General features: G+C 43.2%; 14 protein-coding genes. 2 read left to right on the top strand and 12 right to left on the bottom strand.

Going from position 1 to position 19,524, the window contains the following annotated elements:
• Positions 1-57: 57 nt before the first annotated feature.
• The 7 genes from ODOSP_RS02365 to ODOSP_RS02335 all read right to left on the bottom strand — a co-directional run bounded on the left by ODOSP_RS02365 (position 58) and on the right by ODOSP_RS02335 (position 11,392).
• Complete coding sequence (locus ODOSP_RS02365) at positions 58-1,509, bottom strand: histidine kinase (protein ID WP_013610811.1); 1,452 nt, start codon at positions 1,507-1,509, stop codon at positions 58-60.
• A 402-nt stretch (positions 1,510-1,911) separates the two neighbouring features.
• A complete protein-coding gene (locus ODOSP_RS02360; RefSeq protein ID WP_013610810.1) occupies positions 1,912-3,045 on the bottom strand; it encodes a TlpA disulfide reductase family protein in 1,134 nt (377 codons plus the stop codon).
• Positions 3,046-3,057: 12 nt separating this feature from the next.
• Positions 3,058-4,650, bottom strand: a complete 1,593-nt coding sequence (locus ODOSP_RS02355) for a PKD-like family lipoprotein (RefSeq protein WP_013610809.1) — start codon at positions 4,648-4,650, stop codon at positions 3,058-3,060.
• Between the two features lie 33 nt (positions 4,651-4,683).
• Positions 4,684-5,415 (bottom strand): DUF4843 domain-containing protein, encoded by a 732-nt coding sequence (locus ODOSP_RS02350; RefSeq protein ID WP_013610808.1) that lies wholly within the window; start codon positions 5,413-5,415, stop codon positions 4,684-4,686.
• A 5-nt stretch (positions 5,416-5,420) separates the two neighbouring features.
• On the bottom strand, positions 5,421-6,845 hold the full coding sequence (locus tag ODOSP_RS02345) for a RagB/SusD family nutrient uptake outer membrane protein (protein WP_013610807.1): 1,425 nt from the start codon (positions 6,843-6,845) through the stop codon (positions 5,421-5,423).
• A gap of 12 nt (positions 6,846-6,857) precedes the next feature.
• Positions 6,858-10,148, bottom strand: coding sequence for a SusC/RagA family TonB-linked outer membrane protein (locus ODOSP_RS02340; RefSeq protein ID WP_118107352.1), 3,291 nt, complete (start codon positions 10,146-10,148; stop codon positions 6,858-6,860).
• 83 nt (positions 10,149-10,231) lie between these two features.
• Complete coding sequence (locus tag ODOSP_RS02335) at positions 10,232-11,392, bottom strand: FecR family protein (protein WP_013610805.1); 1,161 nt, start codon at positions 11,390-11,392, stop codon at positions 10,232-10,234.
• Positions 11,393-11,709: 317 nt separating this feature from the next.
• On the opposite strand from ODOSP_RS02335, the gene ODOSP_RS02325 reads away from it, so the two are divergent.
• Positions 11,710-11,946 carry a hypothetical protein gene (locus ODOSP_RS02325; protein WP_041556300.1) on the top strand — a complete coding sequence of 79 codons (237 nt, stop codon included), beginning with the start codon at positions 11,710-11,712 and terminating at the stop codon, positions 11,944-11,946.
• Positions 11,947-11,985: 39 nt separating this feature from the next.
• On the opposite strand, the gene ODOSP_RS02320 is transcribed toward ODOSP_RS02325, so the two are convergent.
• The 4 genes from ODOSP_RS02320 to ODOSP_RS02305 all read right to left on the bottom strand — a co-directional run bounded on the left by ODOSP_RS02320 (position 11,986) and on the right by ODOSP_RS02305 (position 17,245).
• Positions 11,986-12,456 carry a nucleoside deaminase gene (locus ODOSP_RS02320; protein ID WP_013610803.1) on the bottom strand — a complete coding sequence of 157 codons (471 nt, stop codon included), beginning with the start codon at positions 12,454-12,456 and terminating at the stop codon, positions 11,986-11,988.
• 92 nt (positions 12,457-12,548) lie between these two features.
• Positions 12,549-13,412: a prolipoprotein diacylglyceryl transferase gene (lgt, locus tag ODOSP_RS02315; protein ID WP_013610802.1), complete on the bottom strand. Its 864-nt coding sequence runs from the start codon at positions 13,410-13,412 to the stop codon at positions 12,549-12,551.
• 89 nt (positions 13,413-13,501) lie between these two features.
• On the bottom strand, positions 13,502-16,789 hold the full coding sequence (secA, locus tag ODOSP_RS02310; protein ID WP_013610801.1) for a preprotein translocase subunit SecA: 3,288 nt from the start codon (positions 16,787-16,789) through the stop codon (positions 13,502-13,504).
• Positions 16,790-16,921: 132 nt separating this feature from the next.
• A complete protein-coding gene (locus ODOSP_RS02305; RefSeq protein WP_147347761.1) occupies positions 16,922-17,245 on the bottom strand; it encodes a hypothetical protein in 324 nt (107 codons plus the stop codon).
• A 352-nt stretch (positions 17,246-17,597) separates the two neighbouring features.
• On the opposite strand from ODOSP_RS02305, the gene ODOSP_RS02300 reads away from it, so the two are divergent.
• Positions 17,598-18,740 (top strand): glycerate kinase family protein, encoded by a 1,143-nt coding sequence (locus ODOSP_RS02300; RefSeq protein WP_013610799.1) that lies wholly within the window; start codon positions 17,598-17,600, stop codon positions 18,738-18,740.
• On the opposite strand, the gene ODOSP_RS02295 is transcribed toward ODOSP_RS02300, so the two are convergent.
• Positions 18,730-19,524: an alpha/beta hydrolase gene (locus ODOSP_RS02295; RefSeq protein WP_013610798.1), complete on the bottom strand. Its 795-nt coding sequence runs from the start codon at positions 19,522-19,524 to the stop codon at positions 18,730-18,732. The genes ODOSP_RS02300 and ODOSP_RS02295 overlap by 11 nt on opposite strands.

Below are 19,524 nucleotides of genomic sequence, written 5' to 3'. Positions count from 1 at the left end.
AAAAACCAGAATGAATCCCCCGAATAAAAGTATGAAACACGATAAAAAAGGAGTGAATTATTCAACCAAAGGTAAGCGGCAGATAAATTTCCCTTCCTTTATCTCATATTCCGGCTGAACGTCAGCATAATAACGATAAATTTCCTGAATACTCTCCATGCCGACTCCGAAAGATGCCTCCGGCATATCGGTCCGGGGATGATAGGAATTTTCTACAATCACCGCTCCAACTTCCGCATAAATATCGATATCCAAAGGATATCTATGAGTAATTTCATTGTACTTAAGTGCATTTTCGAAAATCAATTGCAGACTCATCGCCGGAATCCTCCCGTTTACCGTTGTCAAATTATCGGCCAGGTGCAGATTCAATTGTTCCCCGAAACGTATTTTTTGGAGAAAATAATAGTGGCGGATAAATTCAACCTCTTCTTCTAATTTACTCAGGTTTTCTTTCCGTTTTTCCAGCACATAACGATACACTTTCGACATTTCCAATATAAATTTCCGGGCTACTCCGGGGTCGGTAGTGATCAAGGCACTCAAAGAATTCAAAGCATTGAATAAAAAATGAGGATTGAGTTGATTTTTCAATTGTTGCAAATTCAGCCGGATGGCTTCCTGTTCGGCCTTTTGCCGTAAATCGTATTCTTTCCGCCACCGCCGTTGGGAATAAGCAAGCAAAACAATAAAAATCACGACTGTAAACACGACTATCCACAAAGCATACCGATGGAAATCGGCCATAGCTTCCTGATTATCCAATTGCACCACGTTAATGACGACCGTACATTTCTCTGTCCCCACCGTGAGCGGATAATAAATCTTATCGACAGGCAAGAGTAAAAACTGCGAAAAACCGGTAACATGGATCCGCTTATTCTCCCCGACGACCTGTTTTACCCTTCTTCTTTCAAGCGAATCGAGGAGCCGCATCCCCAGCCATTTTTCTTCGGGATGGGCGACAATTACCCCGGAGTCGTTCAGGATATAAGCATAGTTCTTCCCCGCAGGTAATAAGTTTGAAAAATAAGCATGTAAATGATCCAAAGCGATATCGATCCCCAATGCCACCTCCCCCTGCCGCCCGTATAACGTCCAGTAATAAGTGGAATCTTCGGCATACAACCCTCCATTTCTTTCCTTTGAAGGTCCGGCTTCACTCTCCCGTATACCGGAATCGGTACAAATCGTTCTTTTCCCTTCCGTTTCGAACCAAATTCGGCTCACCTTATTATCCTGTCGGATCAATAAGGCAATCAACTCTTCGAATTGTTCCTTCTGATAGCCCCGTGTCGCCAAATAATCCTGCATACTTTCAACCAGCTCTGCCGTCTTTTGGAAATCCTGCCGGATCAGTTCCGTCCGGTACTCCCCCATCTCTTCCACCACTGAATAATGCATCCGATTCACCGTCTTGTCCATCTGTACACTGACTAAGCCGATAGCTCCGGCAAATAAGATCAACAACAATATTCCGGCAACAATTCCGTTTTGCTTATAAAACATGTCTCCGCTTTTTTATTTATTCTCTAAACAAAAATAGGTATTTTCTACGGGAGATATCCTATAAAAGAAAAGGGTTATCGAAATTTTCCGGCTTTAACAGAAAAACCTAGAATTATTCTGTCGTTACTTATTCGTCTTCGGTGTTCGTGTTCGGGGACCATTGGAGCAGGAACGAGGGTCCGGTTAGGTTTTCCGAACGGCCGAGCGGTGGTGTTTGACGAACGAAGTGAGGAGTTCCGCCGGTCAGTGAAGGAAAGCCTTAACGGACCGGTCCAGGCGAACCGGTCCGATGGCACAAAACCTGGAATCGGAATAGAAAGAAAAAATAAACCTACTATAAATATGAAAAAACGGAGCATTGGAAAAAGGGGGAATTAAATCGGTCTATAAACTCCTATCTGTTCACTTTATAAACTTAGCCGGCACGTCGGTCAATTCTTCATGCCGCATTTCCTTTGCCAGTATTTTCCCGTCCGGCCCCACTAAAATAAGGTGAGGGATTCCCTTGATGCAATAAGTCGTAAAAATATCCGTTTTTGGAGGCAATAACAAATGATCCCAGTTACTATGATCTTCTTTGATAGCTGCCAGCCACAACTCTTTCTTCCGGTCATCCGATACGCCTAAAATGGTAAAATTTTTTCCCTTAAAAGCTTCCAATGCTTTTCTCAGCCACGGTGTTTCTTCGCGACACCAATGACAATAAGAATCCCAAAAATCCACAATAACATATTTACCTCTGAAATCACTTAATTTGATCGGATTACCCAGCGTATCCCGGCCGGTAATCTCCGGGGCGACAGCACCGATAGCACATCCCGCATAACGGTCGAGCTGAGCGTTCATCAAAGCGATATAAGGAGTCTGCTGAGCTTCCGGTCCAAAATTTTTCTGGTATTCCCTTTCCGCACCGATATTTTCTTTAGTAGAGAAATCTTTCCGTCCGAATAATTTACTGTAGTACAAATAAATTCCGAACGGATTCTCCATATTTCCGTCAACCGTTTGTCTTACCAACTGATCTTCGGCCATCTGTGCCTGCTCATAATAAGGCATAGACTCCTCTTTGATCCGGGCCATTTCCTCCCGGTCCTCCCGGTCGCGGGCAGTAAAAAACAAGGCATCCAACGAATCCAGCAACCGATCGTTTCTGACAACGGCACAGGCTTTCAGAAAATCCCGATACTTATCATTTAAGACAGACCCGGAAACTTCCCATACCACTCCTCCCTTCTTAACAGTTGCAGGTTTTACCTTCAGATTACCGGCCTCGGCAAATACCATTCCTCCTTGTCCGGGCCTGAATCCCAGAAAGAGCATTTGTTTTTTCGCACAATCTACCGTAAAAGTAAATTTACCCTCTTCAATTTCAGCCGAATCGATCGGATCGAACAACCCATAATAGGTATTCGTTATTTCCCCGAGATAGATCTTATTTTCCTTTATATCTCCGATTTCTCCTTCAATCCGCATGCGATTGGAATGGCATGCCCCTAACAGGCATGCTATTCCAATGATTAAGTTTATTATTTTCATCACTTTCATATATTAATCTTGTTTTTCCACCGTCGCTACCACCTCATCACAAAATCCTGCTTTGGTATAAAGTTTTTGTGCTGCAAGTCCACCGATATTATTCAATTTATAAACAGCAATTCCCCCATTCGGAGCCGGAATATTCCCGTCTTTAATGGCTATAGTCAACTGTATCATGGTAGCATTCGGATTCTCTGTCGTCGGAGCAGCTACTTCCGTACAATCTACCCCATCGATCGCATAATGCTCTTTCGTACCGTCGATAATCACTCCCTCAGAAGCCGTTTTCACATTAAAAGCATAAACTTTATCATCGCTGACATAGAAAAAGATATCCGAAATTCCTTTCGAATCCATATGCCAAGGCATGTAATTGTCTACCTCGGCCTTGTTTCCGGGTATCATCGCCGTAGCGTTGTATAATCCGGGATAGGCTGCTCCGGTTAATACCTGCTTTGACAGAGAGATAAAATCATACGTCCAGTCGTCATTAAAAATAAATTTATAGGTAATCAAAAAATATTCATTCTTATTTTTATCTCTCATCAACGCCCATACTTCATTCAGAGTCGAATTCATACTCCCTGAAAGTACCAATTCTACCCCTTCTCCCATTGCTTTGGGATCAAATTTCGAAAAATCGGAATTCGCCCCACCGATAAAACTAAAATACCCACCGCTTTGGTTGATCATAAAACGTCCGTGCAGGTTATCATAAAATAAGGGAGCGGCATAAAACGGATAGCCTGTCGGCTGTGCAACATAAAGTGCTGCCGAATAATCCTGAGGAGCCGACAAAAATACAATTTCCGGATTCCATACGGCTGTTTCCTCAAAACCATAGGCCCGCCCGTGTACTTTCCCATTCACCACCAGATAATCACTCCCCTGGTCCGTACAATAACCGTCGATCCCGATGTCTCCGGTCAGGTCTTCACCCGAAAAGAATTTCTCTTTCATATAAGCCTTCCGCACAAACAAATCGGGATCGAGATATACGCCTCCCGTATTATTTTTTGCAGTAACGACGACTGCCTTATAAGGTCTCGGGTTACGGGCATAAGGTTTGATCAGGATGATTTTTCGGGACTGCTCACTGAGTTTCTCTCCCTCATTGATTTGAGTATAGATCTTTTCGTATAGGGTGGTACCGTCTTTCTTTAACATCACCAGATCATACTCTCCACTGGTTTTACATAACATCAGGGTGCCTCCTGAATATTTACCGATAGTGGTAAAACTGGATTCTTCGATCACATAAACACCGGTTTTATTGTCGGTCACTTTAAATTTTAAAGTAGTTTTCACCCCCGGTAAAACATCTGAGATCACCACATCCAGATTTTTTTCAAAAGACAAGGTATCGGCGACAGACTGTTCTTCATTGTATTTATACCACACATAGGAAAGATCCGATTTTTCGCCGAACTTTGTCGTCACTACCGGAGCGATGGTCAATTTCCCTCCCACTTCGATCTCCTGATAATCTTTGATCCCCTCAATTTTAATCTCATCGATATCGATATCTCCGTATCTGGATTCATCATCCACACAAGAGAACAGGATCAACAAAAATAATATTCCTATATATTTCAATTTTTTCATAGCTATCTTCTTTTTTAATTAACAACCCATAGACTAAGGTACATTCCATCCTTGCATCACTTTACCGGTTTCATCCCTGATTTCACTCCCGGTAATGATCTTATACAGTTTTCTGGCATAGGGAGTGTAATAATCTTCCTCGTAATAAATGCCATAATTACCGTTTCCACTACCATAGGTATCTTCCCAAAAATCATGTCCGGTCATTTCGATGATCATCATATGCTTTTTTTGGGAATATTCGCCGAATAATTTCTTAAACGCAGTCATATCTCCATAATAGCCTTCTCCCTCAGGCTTTTTCAACATATCGGCAATGAGCAGACGAATCTCGGACTTATCGGCATAGGCCACACCCAGATCACCGGTAGCAACCAGCCTCAACGTAAGAGTCACCGGTTTCTGTTTAATAGCCGCATCCCCCTTAATCAACCGCACAGGCATTTTATAAATAAATTCTCCGGCCGGGAACTCATAGAATTCAGGAAGTTTTTCATAATGTATACCTTCTTTGGCATCCGTTCTCTCCCCGACCACCTCGACTTTAAATTTCTGCGGCTTGGTCAATACATTTCCCAACATCTTCACATCTACGGTCGTCTCCAGAATCTGATCGGCCATCAGCAAGGAAACATACAGACTATCCCGGGTATCTGTCACAATGGAATAATAGATATCGTGCATATGCTCATCGTATACCATCCGTTCATTCTCACTACATGCTAACAGGATCACTGAAGCAAGAAGAAAAAATATCTTTTTCATAACGCTTAATTTTTAATATTCCCAAAATCGATTTCTACTGTCGGAATAGGCAAATTATACACCGCATTCACATCTTGATGAGCGATATTATTTTCAGCCCCGATAGTTTCCATTGCTTTCCGTTTATAATAGAAGAACATTTGTCCCTCACCTATAAATTCCCGGCGATATTCCTGAAAGATATAACCGGCTAAATCATCGGTCGGCGCAATACTGCTTAATCCCCGGTGATTTCTCAATTTATTGAGATAATCATAGGCAGCCTTCCCTTGAGCACATTCGGCAGCTATCAGATACAATTCGGAAATTTTAAACATCGGAATATAGTTTACTCCGGTATATTTCTTCAATACGAACGAACTACCATCGGAATACGGGGTAATCCAATAATTTCTGAACTCATTATCCAGTCCGGAACCATTGAAAATATTCGTTTTTCCTTTTGAAGACATCGTCAATATATTAGAAGTAGAAGAAAAACTCTCGGTAAAATAAATATCGCTATTGTCTTTCAATTTCTGCACATCCAATGTGAAAATCAACTCTTTATTGAACATCGGATCGGAAGTAGTAGCAGCACTATTGGCCAATTCATAAGAAGCAGGACTTTCTCCGCCGGCTTCACCGATAATTTCCTTTGCTTCTTTCAAAGCCGCCTCTTTATCGTTTCCCCAAAGATATACCCGGGCTAAAAGTGCTGTCACCGCATAATAATTCATTCTTTGTTTCCGGTTATACAACGGATCGGAAGTATCGGAAAATTTAAATTCTTCTTTCCCTTTCATCAACTGTTTTGCAGCCAACAAATCCGTTTCTATTTTTTTCAAAACCTCTTTCACCGTCAACTGGGACTGGGCGATATTCGTAAAAACATCTATATAAGGAATAGCCAATGCGTCCAATCCTTTATTATTATTCATCGCAGCCGAAGGAGCGAATAAACGGAGTATATCGAAATGCAGAAAAGCCCGCAAAGCCAGAAATTCTCCTTTATACACATCATGTACCTCGGGTGAAGTAAAAACCCCTTTATTTTCGTCGATGAACAACATGGCCTGATTGATATTGGCTACAGCAGAAAAATGATTACTCCAAATAGAGCTAATGCGACTTTCCTCTGTTTTCTCGGTATACTTATATTCTGCTGCATTTTTGAAATTATGCTCATAACCGGAAGAAGTTGTTTTCAACGGACTGTTGTAATATTGAGCCAATACATCCAGGTAGCCGTACGTCAGATCTCTGCCGTAACTATTCGTACCGCACATCAATGCATAAACACCTACCAAAGCATCTCTGAATCCGGCTTCAGTACCGAACAGATCCTCTGCTTTCATATCCGCTTTCGGAGAAACGTCCAGCCAGTCGTTACAGCCGGTCAATGCCACAAAGAGCGAAAGAATGATCGTTTTATTTATTAATTTTTTCATAGTATTGTCCGATTAAAAAGTGATTTGAGCAGCCAGTGAAAAAGTCCTTGCAAAAGGATAGGAAGTACCTCTTTCCATCCGCACCGTGGAAGAAGTGAAAACATCGTTTCCGATAGCGGAGATTTTCAAGCGCTGAATCCCCCACTCTTTCAATTTCGCACTCCGGAAATCATAACTCACAGATAAAGCCTGAAGCTGAATATAATTTTCTTTTTCCACAAAGCGGGAAGTCGGATTAGTGACCGAAACATCGCTTACCTTTTTGAATTTTGCCACGTCTCCCGGTTCATTCCAACGGTCGTACAGAATTCGCCGGTCTCCGTTCTCGTTGGGATTTACATTCTCCACTTTGTCGACTAAGGTCTGATTGTAAATATAACCACCGTATTTATAATATAAATGCGCATTCAACTCCCAGCCTTTATACATAAACATCGTTCCGACCGTTCCATAAATTTTAGGATCGGAAGATCCCCAGGGTTTGTAATTTTTACTATCCCATTTATTCACTTTATTCCCGTTCATATCCAGGAATATTTCATCACCGGTAGCCGGATCGATTCCCAAAGATTCATTCACCCAGATGGTATTCTGCGACAACCCTTCTTTGTAACGGATCATCGGTTTGTTTTCCACTTTGGAATCCTGGTCGGCATTAAAGGCTGTCAAAGCTTTGTTGATTTTCTTCACTTTATTTTTATTGTGTGCCAGATTGAAGAAAATATCCCAGTTCAATTCCCGTTTGACATCCCGGAGTACCGTACCTTTTAAGGATAGTTCGACCCCACTGTTTTCTACTTCTCCCAAATTTTCTTTATAAGAAGAAAAACCCAAAGACGGAGCAATAGATACGTCGATCAGCACATCTTTCGATAAATCCCGGTATACATTGAAAGATCCGGTCAGACGACTATGGAAGATTTCGAAATCCAACCCTACGTTTTGTTTTTCTACCTTCTGCCATTTCAGGTTTTTATTTCCGAAAGCCTTCATAATGGCTCCCAGATAGCCGCTGTAAGAAATGGTATTGATCCGGCTATCGTTATAGGAATACATGGCCATGGCCTGGTAAGGACTAAAGTTTTGCCCACCGGTTGTCCCGATAGATCCCCTGATCTTCAACAGGTTGATCACGCCCCAGTCTTTCATGAATTTTTCGTTATGGATATTATATCCGACACCGACCGACCAGAAAGTACCCCAGCGGTTGTTCGAACCGTAAATAGACGAACCGTCGCTTCGAACAGAAGCATCCAACAAGAAACGATTGTCATACGTATATCCCAGGTTACCCACAAAACCGACCAGGCGGGTCACATCGAAACTACCTCCGGGTTTCGCCCCTTCCTGATACCCCGAACCGATCGACACATGATCCATGTTCGCATTGGGAAAACCGACAACGTAGATACTGGTATTGTCATACTGTTTTTCCTGAAGGTTATACACAAACCCCAGGTTGATAAAATGTTTTTTCAGGCTCTTAAAATATGATAAGATGACGTTAATATCATAACTGAAATCATTGGAAGTCGACTGGGCATAACTCCCTTTTTTCTCTTTGTCCAAAAATTCGGTATTTTCATAGGATTTATAAACATCGGTCTTTCCATTATCCACGCTTAACGAAAGATTGGCCTTCAATTTCAATCCCTGAATAATATCGTATTCTATCGAGAAATTATTCAGAAAATTATTAGAAGTCTGCTGATTTTTAGAAGGCAATACCGCATTGTACAATTCATTATACATGGTCTTCGAGGTAATTCCCCGGTCATAATATTCATAAGAATAGAGGACCTTTTTCACATTCCCGTTTTCATCATAAGGATTATAATAGGGATTATAATAGAGGTAAGAACTAAAACTTCCGTAAGGGGAATTGACCGACTTCAAATGATCGAAGGAAGCATAATTGGAGAATTTCAGGTTTTTCAGGTTATATTGAAGCCGGATCCCTCCACCGTAATTATCCCGTTTCGAGCCTTTCATCACTCCGACTTTATTCGAATAGAAAAGATCGAAAGCATAACGGAACGATTCGTTTCCACCTTCTGCCATTACGGTATGTTTATGGCCGACCCCCAATTCCCGTACCGGAATGGACAACCAATCCACATCATTTCCTTCCTTCACCAATTTCAGAATCCGGTTATATGCATCCAACTTATCATCCGTCCATCCGGGTTTGGAAGATTTTTCATACAATCCGGAACGCACTTCGTATTCCAGTTTTTCTTCTGCATTCATCAGATTATAATCCGAAAGATCGGCTATTTCGAAGTTGGCACTACCGTTATAAGACAACTGCAATTTTCCGGCTTTGGGAAGTACTGTCTCGATCACCACAACACCATTGGCAGCACGTGAGCCGTAAATCGCTGTAGCCGATGCATCTTTCAGAATAGTGATATAACGTACCCGGTTGGGGTCGAGGTCGAACACCTTCTGAGCGGTTACTTCGAAACCATCCATAATAAAAGTCGGCATATTCGGATTGTTTTCATACTCGGCCTTCAAACTACTGGACCCCCGGATTTCAAAATCAGGAATCGTATTCGGGTCACTACCCATTTCATTATTCACCACTTTAGTAAAAGAAGGATCGAGCACAGACAAGGTATTCAGGATATTTCCCGTAGAAATAGTCTTCAGTTCATCTCCGGAGAAGGTCTTGGATACACCGGTAAAGCTCTCCTTCTTCCGGGTAAAATAACCATTGACCACCACCTCTTCCATTTCCGCCACTTCCTCGGTCAATATCACATTCAACGTTTCTTGCCCGGCATATCTGACCTCCTGTGGCTTCATGCCGACAAATGTAAACATCAATACCGTTTCTTTCCCATCCTCCGGAATGGTGATCGAATATTTTCCATCGATGTCGGTCGATACGCCTAAGGTCGTCCCTTTAATTACGACGGTCACTCCCGGTAAGACCGCCCCGCTTTTATCTTTCACCACCCCTTTCAGTACTTTCGGCCCGGCCGGTACTTCTCCTTTTGCACGAATCAGAATGATATCATTGTACAGCTCATACTCCAAATTCACTTTTTTCAATACCATATCCAACACTTCGCTCAATTCTTTGTCTTTAACCTGAACGGAAACCTGACCAGCTTCCCGCACCACACCGGAATTATACATCATTTTCATACCGGTTTGTTGTTTCACGGCATCGACAAATTTCTCCACAGAAACCTCTTTCAAGTCTAAAGTCACCAGCTTGCTTTGAGAAAAAACATGAGCCGATAAATTCAGGCTAAAAACAAAAATGAAAACAATACAACATTTGATAAACATCAAATTTTTCCTAAACCTCTTTAAAAGGCCCGGAAATCGGATCAGACGATTTTTTTTCATACCATTGTAATTTAGTTAAGTAATTAAGAAGACTTTCGAGATAACAGGATTTTATTATTATCTATTTCATAATGAATATCCTGGAGTCTTTCCAACACTTGCAGGAAAGTATTGATCGAATCATACCGTTCGAGACTACCGGTATATTTCAGCTGTTTCATTTCCTCATTCCGGAAAACCACTTCAGATCCGTACCAACGGGACAGTGTTTCCATAATTTCCTCCAGGGGCTTATCCCTGAAAACAAAAACCCCGTCTTTCCAGCCTACATATTCTTCAACTTCGACTTTACGACTGATTAATTCACCGGACCTTTCCAGGATAGCCTGTTCACCTGGCGATAAGATTACGCTTTTCTTTGTATGGGAAGTATAACGTACACAGCCTCTCACTAAGGTGGTATATTCTGCTTTATCCATGTATGAACTTATTCCGAAAGCCGTCCCCAATACGGTCACCTCTCCCTGAGAAGTAATTACCTGAAAAGGACGTCCGTCTTCGGCCACGTCGAAATAGGCTTCTCCTTCCAAATACACTTTACGTTCCCCAGCAGTGAACTGCACCGGATACTTTATTTTCGATTCTGCATTTATCCATACTTTCGTATGATCTTCCAACGTGATGTAACACTCTCCGGCTGTGGGCACAATCAATTCATTATAAGCCAATTCCTGTATTTGAGGCGTAGATCGGTAAGTAATCTTTCCCTCTGCATAACTAATCTGAGTCCCATTTTTTTCCAGTACCTGCATGGAATCCCGCTCGAGATTCACCGTCTCGCCATTTGTCAGTCGTAATATAGCTTTGTAACTCCCGGGGCGAATCGTCTCCTGCTGTGCCGGTGGAACAACTTCTACCTCCGGTAATCCAAGATTCAGTAACCAACTCATTCCTAAAAGTAAAACCACCACTGCTGCTGCAGTAAGAATCCGGATAATCCTCTTTTTATGACGAAGCGATTTTTGTTGCCTGCTGAATTTGCCGAAAGCTTTCCGGGCATCGTATTGTTTATATTCCTCCAGCTTTTCAGCCAAAATATCTCCCTGACTCAACTGCCGAAACACATTTTCCAAATTCCGATCGTTCAACATTTCCCGAAATTCCTGCTTTTCCCTTTTCTCCAATGTCCCGGAATAATATTTTCTCAAAAGAGTAACCTGTCGGTCAAATTTATCTTTTTGCATCTTAAAAAACGTTCGATTCTTTTTGCGGGAATCCGCAAAAAGAATAATTGCCAGCTGACCAATGACAATTGACAATTACCTGGAAGCTTCGCTTCCATTAGAAAATATTAAGAAAAGAAAAATGAGAAATAGGATGAAGAAAAAAATCATTGATTATCAAACAAATAAAGAAGAAACCACAGATTGGAAAATATGTGGTCAATTGTCACGCGACAATTGTCAATTAACTAAGTGCCCGCAGGATCCAATAGCTTTTTAAACTTTATGAACTTTCAACTAATTTAATCGAACGTTTTTTCGGTTCATTCAATGATAAAATGCATGAAGCAGGATTTGGTATGACAGAAATTTCATTTTTTTTGAAAAAAATTTACCTCATCTGTAAAAAAACGGAAATTGACAGGATTATTAATGGAAAGTCCGGGGAGCGAATGGGCTATCGAAGATTTTCAAATAGATTAAATAAAAGAATAAAAAATAGAAAAAGTCTTAGAAAAGAGGACAGGAATTATTGGAAAAATCAAAATGTCGGAAAAATCCCCCTAAAAGGTTGATTTTTCCGACATTTTGCATTCTATTTTGAAGAAACGAACTTAATAAACAGTCTTGTCTTTGTTTTCTTTCCACAAGCTGAATTCTTCTCCAGCCGTATCCTCTTTCTCATTCAAAAAGGGAATACTCCGATCGGCCTCGGGGAGGGCAATCTCTTTATAGATCAGGGAATCATCGAATCCGGCAAGTGCTGCATCTTCTTTTGTAGAGGCATAATATACCCGGGAAGGTCTTGCCCAATAAATAGCACCAAGGCACATAGGACAAGGCTCACAACTGGCATATATCTCACATCCCCCGAGTTGAAAAGTATCTAACTTACGACAAGCCTCGCGAATCGCATTCACTTCGGCATGTGCTGTCGGGTCACAATCCGGAGTAACCGTATTGGCACAAGCTGCGATAATTTTTCCCTCCTTGACAACAACAGCGCCGAACGGCCCCCCGGTCCCCTGTTTCACATTCTCTACAGCCAAACGAATAGCTTCTCTCATAAACTTCTCTTCGTACATAACCTCTCAACTAAAATTTCATATTTCCCGTCCCCTCTCTCTTCCACCTCTAACCTCTATTCTTTTTACCTCTAGTTTATAGCTTACAGCCTTTAGCCTTTCCCTTTTTTTCCTTTCTTCTCCCCTTCATCCGGCAACTTCTTACTATACCAAAGCATAAAAATCCCCGCCAGAATAAAAGGAATACTCAAAATCTGTCCCATATTCAAGGCCATTCCAGCTTCCCAGGGTTCCTGTACTTCCTTGACGAACTCGATAATAAAGCGGGCAGAGAAGATCAGGATCAAAAAAGCGCCGAAGATAAATCCCATTTTCTTCTTAACGTTCGTTCGCCAATAAAGATACATCAAAACAAAAAAACTAAACAGGTAACAAATTGCTTCATACAATTGAGCCGGATGGCGCGGCAATTCCGGATTCGGTAAATCACTATTCATGAAGCGGAATCCCCAAGGCATATTGGTCGGTAATCCCACAATTTCAGAGTTCATCAAATTTCCTGTCCGGATAAAAAAGCCGGCTAAAGCAATCGGAATCACAGCCCGGTCTAAAATCCAGAATATAGATTTTTTGCTGACTTTCCGTGAATAATACCACAATCCGGCTATAATACCTATTGCAGCGCCATGACTGGCCAATCCCTGATAACCGGTAAACTTAAATTCGGGCGAAAACCGTACAGGCAGGATCATCTCCAGCGGATGCTGGCTATAATAAGCCCAGTCGTAAAAGATACAATGTCCCAAACGGGCACCGACTATCGTCGCGATCGCTACATACAACCACAATTTATCCAACCAGGCCATAGGCAATCCTTCGGACTTGAACATTTTCTCTTCAACCTTATAACCTAAAATAAAGGCCACAGCGAACAGCAACCCGTAATAACGAATGGAAATACCCCCCAAATTGAAGATCTCGGGACTAATATCCCAATTAATAAATAAAGACAACATACATTATGATTTTCGATTTATGATTTTTGATTTACGATTCAGACTTACCATTGAAATCTGAAATCGTAAATCCTAAATCAAAAATCAGTTTATTCATTTTTCCCGTGGCAGTTCTTATACTTCAGTCCGCTACCACATGGACAAGGATCATTCCTCCCCACTTTCGGTCCTACTTTCACCGGTTCGTGCCGCACCTGTTCACGGTTGGCGGCAGCAGCCTGAGCCTCCGAACGACTTTCCCGCAGTTTACTCAAATCGGTCCGTTTTTCCTCAGCTTCACGCACATGCTCGGGTTCTTGCATCGGAATCTGCCCTTTCATCAGTGTAGACACCATCCCTTTATTGATCTTTTCCACCATAGTCTTAAACAAATTATAAGACTCGAATTTATAAATCAACAAAGGATCTTTCTGTTCATAAGCAGCATTCTGAACCGATTGTTTCAGATCGTCCATTTCGCGGAGATGTTCTTTCCAGGCCTCATCGATATGAGCCAGAATGACCGATTTCTCGAAAGAACGCATCAAATCTTCACCATTCGTACGATAGGCCTTCTCCAGGTTGGTCACCACGCTGTACATCCGTTGACCGTCGGTAAAAGGAACGACAATATTCTTAAAGACATCTCCCCGTGTTTCGAATACATTCTTGATCACCGGATAAGCTTGCTGAGCGATATGTTCGACTTTACGCTGATAAGCCTCCCGTACATATCGATACAACGATTCGGCCAATTCATTGGGACGGGCTTTCTGGAATTCCTCCGGATCCACTTCATAATCGACGGACAATACCCTCAATACTTCCATCCGGAAACCTTCCGGATCGTTCACCGGCTGGTATTCCATAACGATTGCCTCACAAACATCGTAAGTATTATTTGCTACAGCCACACCGATACGTTCTCCTAACAAAGCCTGACGACGTTGTTTGTAAATCACTGTACGCTGGGAATTCATCACATCGTCATATTCCAGCAAACGCTTACGAATACCGAAGTTATTTTCTTCCACCTTCTTCTGTGCACGTTCGATAGACTTGGTAATCATAGAATGCTGAATCACATCCCCTTCCTGATGTCCCAAACGGTCCATCACCCGGATTATACGTTCCGAGCTGAACAAACGCATCAGGTCGTCCTCGAGCGATACGAAGAACTGGGAAGACCCCGGGTCTCCCTGACGTCCGGCACGTCCACGTAACTGACGGTCGACACGACGGGAATCATGCCGTTCGGTACCGATAATAGCCAAACCTCCGGCCTCACGTACCTCAGGGCTCAATTTGATGTCCGTACCACGTCCTGCCATATTGGTAGCGATAGTCACCGTCTTCGATTTACCGGCTTCGGCAACGATCTCGGCTTCCCGTTGATGTAATTTCGCATTCAATACATTGTGTTTGATACCACGCAGTTTCAACATACGGCTCAGCAATTCGGACACCTCGACAGAAGTCGTTCCCACCAAAACCGGCCGGCCTAAATCTACCAAACGGACAATTTCATCGATAACCGCATTGTATTTCTCGCGTTTCGTTTTAAACACAAAATCATTGGCATCGATACGGATCACCGGACGGTTGGTCGGAATGACCACCACATCCAGTTTATAAATATCCCAGAACTCACCGGCTTCCGTCTCTGCCGTACCTGTCATACCGGCTAACTTGTGATACATACGGAAGTAGTTCTGTAAAGTAATCGTTGCAAAAGTCTGAGTGGCAGCTTCGACTTTTACATTTTCTTTCGCTTCGATAGCCTGATGCAAACCGTCCGAATAGCGGCGTCCTTCCATGATACGCCCGGTCTGCTCATCCACGATCTTCACTTTATTATCGAGTACTACATATTCTACATCCTTCTCGAACAAGGTATAGGCTTTCAACAACTGATTGACAGTATGTACCCGTTCGGATTTCATCGCATAATTCTGGATCAGTTCATCCTTCTTCGCCAATTTTTCTTTATCATCCTTCGTGTCCCGTTCGATCTCTGCAATCTCCGAGCCGATATCCGGGAGGATAAAGAATTTCGGATCTTCACCTGCAGCAGTAATGGTATCATGTCCCTTATCGGTCAGGTCGATCGAATTCAGTTTTTCATCGATCACAAAATACAAAGGATCGGTAATCTCCGGCATTCTCCGGTTATTTTCCTGCATGTATTCGTTTTCCGTCTTGATCAGGATCGCTTTATTGCCTTCTTCACTCAAAAACTTGATCAAAGGTTTGTATTTGGGCAATCCTTTATGTGCCCTCAGTAACAATATCCCCCCTTCTTTTCTCTTTTTAGAATCATCGCTGGCCAACAGCTCTTTCGCTTCCTTAAAAGTCTGCATCACAAATTCCTGTTGCATTTTCACGAGGCGCTCCACCCGGGGCTTGTATTCATCGAACATCTGATCGTCTCCTTTGGGTACGGGGCCGGAAATAATCAACGGCGTACGGGCATCGTCGATCAATACGGAATCGACCTCGTCGACAATTGCAAAATTGTGCTTACGCTGTACCAAATCCTCCGGATTGATAGCCATATTATCACGCAGATAATCGAAACCGAATTCGTTGTTCGTACCGAAAGTAATATCGGCCATATAAGCCTGCCGACGCTGGGGAGAATTGGGTTGATGCTTATCGATACAATCGACAGAAAGCCCATGGAACATATAAAGCGGTCCCATCCACTCCGAGTCACGTTTAGCCAGGTAATCGTTTACCGTCACCATATGTACACCACGTCCGCTCAAAGCATTCAGAAACACCGGAAGAGTAGCCACCAAGGTCTTTCCTTCACCGGTAGCCATCTCTGCAATTTTTCCCTGATGCAAAACAGCACCACCGATCAGCTGCACGTCATAATGCACCATATCCCAGGTCACTTCATTTCCTCCGGCAAGCCAGGAATTGAAATAAATGGCTTTGTCACCTTCTATCTCGACAAAATCGTGGGTAACTGCCAAATCCCGGTCGAATTGGGTCGCCGTCACTTCAATTTCAGTATTCTCTTTAAAACGACGGGCGGTTTCCTTCATCACAGCAAAGGCTTTAGGCATCAATCCGGTCAAAACTTCTTCTACCTTTTTGTCGATCTGTTCTTCCAGCTTATCTATACGATCGTAAATTTCCTCCCGTTCTTCGATCGCAGGCCTTTCCTCTTCCACTTTCCGTTTGAGTGCTGCAATCTCATTCTCTTCTTCTCCGATATATTCACGTACTTCCTTTTTCATATCTTCAGCAACTGCACGTAATTCATCGGCACTGATACTTTTCAGCTTCTCCCACTCTGCATTCACCTTGGCCACAATCGGCATCAGTTCTTTCATATCCCGGTCGGATTTATTTCCGAACAGGCTTTTTAAAATATCATTAAAACCCATTTAATTATAAATTGTAAATTATTAACAGTAAAATTTTAATCGACGACACTTCGTCAATCTTTCAGAAAATTAAATTTCCTACCGTCTATCCGAGATAGACTACCCTCGTAAATCTTAATTATAATTTGCAGATTAAACCTCAGGAGCCCTGATCTTATGGGCAATACGACATAAGGATCCGATATTGACACGGACCGTTTTATCGAAAGTAAAATCATCGGCAAGCGCCTCGACGACGGGGATTTGAAAATAATCCGGAGGCAAACCGGAACAAAAAACCTGTTCCTCTTCTTCTTCTTCCAAATAAACAGATACGACCTTTACCGTATTGGTTATGATCAATCTACACCTTTCCCCTCTCAAAGACTCTCCACAACCCTGAGCCTTTAAAGGAATCGTTACGGCACAACCGGCCATAACATACAATGCAGCGATCAAATATCTGTTCATTTCCACAAGTGACAAATATAAGGGAAAATACAAGAAGTTAAAAATGTTTCCGAAAGAAAATCAACAGATAAATGATCGGTAGCTTCCTGTGTATCCTAAAATGTAGGTTCAATTTTTTTTCATTCTATTCCGATTCCGGGTTTTGTGCCGTCAGACCGGTTCGCCCGGAACGGTCCGCCGGTCAGTGATAGAAAAAGGTAGACGACCGACAGAAGCGACCGGGTCCCCAAACACGATCACCGAAGACGGATTACTAACGAAATAAACCTACTTTTATAAGTCCTAATATGTATATAACGGCCCAAATAATACTTTTCTTATATTTGCCGGACATATGGGAATTTAATCCGTCACAAACATGAATAAAATCGTTGTAGCAATAGATTCTTTCAAGGGAAGTTTAAGTTCCCGTGAAGCCGACGAGGCAGCAGAACAAGGTATCAAAACAATCTTTCCGCAGTGTGAAGTACTGCATTTTCCGGTAGCCGACGGGGGTGAAGGCATACTGGAAATCCTGACGGATGCTTTCCACGGCCATACCGTTCCGCTTGTCGCCCATAACCCACTTATGCAAAAAATAACTACGCAATTCGGTATCTCGGAAGACGGCCGCACGGCATTGGTGGAAATGGCAAGGATCAGCGGCCTGCCACTGTTACCTCCCTCCCGGCGGAATCCCATGCTCACGACCTCCTATGGTCTGGGAGAAATCATTGCAGAAGCCCTGAACAAAGGATGCCGGCACTTTATTATCGGAATAGGCGGAAGTGCCACGAACGATGCCGGTTTAGGCATGTTACAAGCTTTAGGATTCCGCTTTTTCGATCACGACAATAAGCTTTTAGGAAGCGGAGGACAAATATTATCGCGAGTCGCTGCTATCGACACCACGGCGGTTCATCCGGCTCTGTCCGAAGCCAGTTTCACCATCGCCTGCGATGTCGATAATCCTTTTTACGGTCCCCGTGGGGCTACCCGGATATTCGCCGGACAGAAAGGAGCAACCCCCGAAATGACAGAGCATCTGGAAGCAGGCATGCAAGCTATAGCTGCCGTTATCGCCCAAACTACCGGAAAAGACATCGGCCGGATTCCCGGCTCCGGAGCAGCCGGAGGAGTCGGAGGAGCTTTTCTGGCTTTTACGAATGCCCGGTTAATGTCCGGGATTGACTTGATCCTAACCCATCTTCAGTTCGGTAAGCGAATCCAAAATGCCGATCTCATCATCACCGGAGAAGGAAGTGCCGATGCACAAACGACTATGGGAAAAGTGGCTTACGGCATACTTCGGGAAGCCCGTAAACAAAACATTCCGGTCCTTCTGGTAGCCGGCCATATTGCAGATACCCCTTCCTTGTATACCGCAGGATTCAGTGGCATATTTTCCATCGCCCCGGGTCCGGTGACTCTGGAAAAATCCATGCATCCCGAATTTGCCGCTACCCACCTGCAACGGCTGATCACTCAGATTTGCAAGCTATTACAAGCTTTCAGGGTTTGATCTGATTCAAAATCAAATGACAGGCAGGAGTATATACCGATCCATGATCGAATCCCTGCAATTCATAAAGGGTGACTTTGTCGTTCCCCAAAGCTTTCAGTATAACTTCAAGGTGCAAATTTTCTTCGTAACGGGCTGTCATTTCCAACTGCCGGTCTCCGGTTATCATCACCAAAGGAGGTATCCCCTTACGTGCCCGATTAAGCGGTGCATAGCAATCGACAACAGGAATATCGAACGGGATATTCCGTTCCTTCCGAATCGTAAAATGAGTATTCGTCTGACCACTTACCGGGAAAAGTCCGGCCAAACGATCGGCATCTTCCCCGTACCGTGCCAGATAGGCTTTATCCAACCCCACCATCAGGGTGAGGTATCCTCCGGCAGAATGCCCGGCCACGTATACCCGGGTGGGATCTCCCCCATATTCCCCGATATGTTTCATCACCCAAGCCACAGCAGCTGCCGCATCGTCGATATAAGCCGGATGGGTAGCCCGGGGACTTAACCGGTAATTCACGCCCGCCACAGCTATTTTCCGTCCCTGAAAAACAGGCGGAATTTCCTTTCCCCCACCTTCCAATCCACCCCCGTGAAACCAGACGATCGTGGCAAAACCTTTCTGCTGCTCCGGATAATACAAATCCAGTTTACAACGTTCTTTCCGGTAAGCATCCGTATCGGAAACAGGTACATAAGAAATATCCTTCAATGTTTTATACTGCGCCCACACGGGAAGACCGATCCATATAAATAGAAAAAACAGTATGCTATTTTTTTTCAC

Source organism: Odoribacter splanchnicus DSM 20712, assembly GCF_000190535.1.
GTDB classification, from domain to species: domain Bacteria; phylum Bacteroidota; class Bacteroidia; order Bacteroidales; family Marinifilaceae; genus Odoribacter; species Odoribacter splanchnicus.
The sequence above is the reverse complement of the archived record's forward strand: the minus strand, read 5'-3'. Positions and strand labels throughout refer to the sequence as shown.